The organism is Suttonella ornithocola (genome assembly GCF_001889065.1).
GTDB classification, from domain to species: Bacteria; Pseudomonadota; Gammaproteobacteria; order Cardiobacteriales; family Cardiobacteriaceae; genus Suttonella_A; species Suttonella_A ornithocola.
This window is the reverse complement of record NZ_LWHB01000352.1, coordinates 1-454: the sequence shown is the minus strand read 5'-3', so window position 1 is coordinate 454 and position 454 is coordinate 1. Positions and strand designations below refer to the sequence as shown.

At 38.2% G+C, this 454-nt stretch carries 1 protein-coding gene; it reads left to right on the top strand.

Features of this window, described 5'->3' with window-relative positions:
- Nucleotides 1-52 precede the first annotated feature (52 nt).
- Nucleotides 53-454: transposase (locus A5N85_RS18105; protein ID WP_211268273.1), on the top strand; the 402-nt coding region annotated here is incomplete at its 3' end.

The window sequence follows — 454 nt, the reverse complement described above, 5'->3', positions numbered from 1 at the left end:
CAGCGAATTTGTTATGCATCTAAAGCGAACTAAAGATAACGCATAAAAAAAGATTAACCAACATCCAAAAGCCGACACAGAGCAAAGAGAGCACTTTCAAGAACAAATAGTAGATAAGACCGCTCAAGACAAACCGATAGTCTATCTTGATGAATGTGGTTTTAAAGCCTTTGCTCATAGACCTTATGGCTACAGCACAAAAGGAGAAGTTTGTCATGGAAGTGATAACTGGCATTTAAAAAACCAGAGCAATGCGATTGGAGCCATTATCAATGGAGAATTGTTTGCCTTACGCTTATATGATGGTTCTATTAACAGCGATATTTTCTCTCATTGGGTGAGAGAAGCACTGTTACCTGAGTTACCTAAAAACAGTGTAATTGTCATGGACAATGCCGCTTTTCATAAACGACAGTGTATATTCAARCAATCATTGAAGAGCATGGGTCATGAG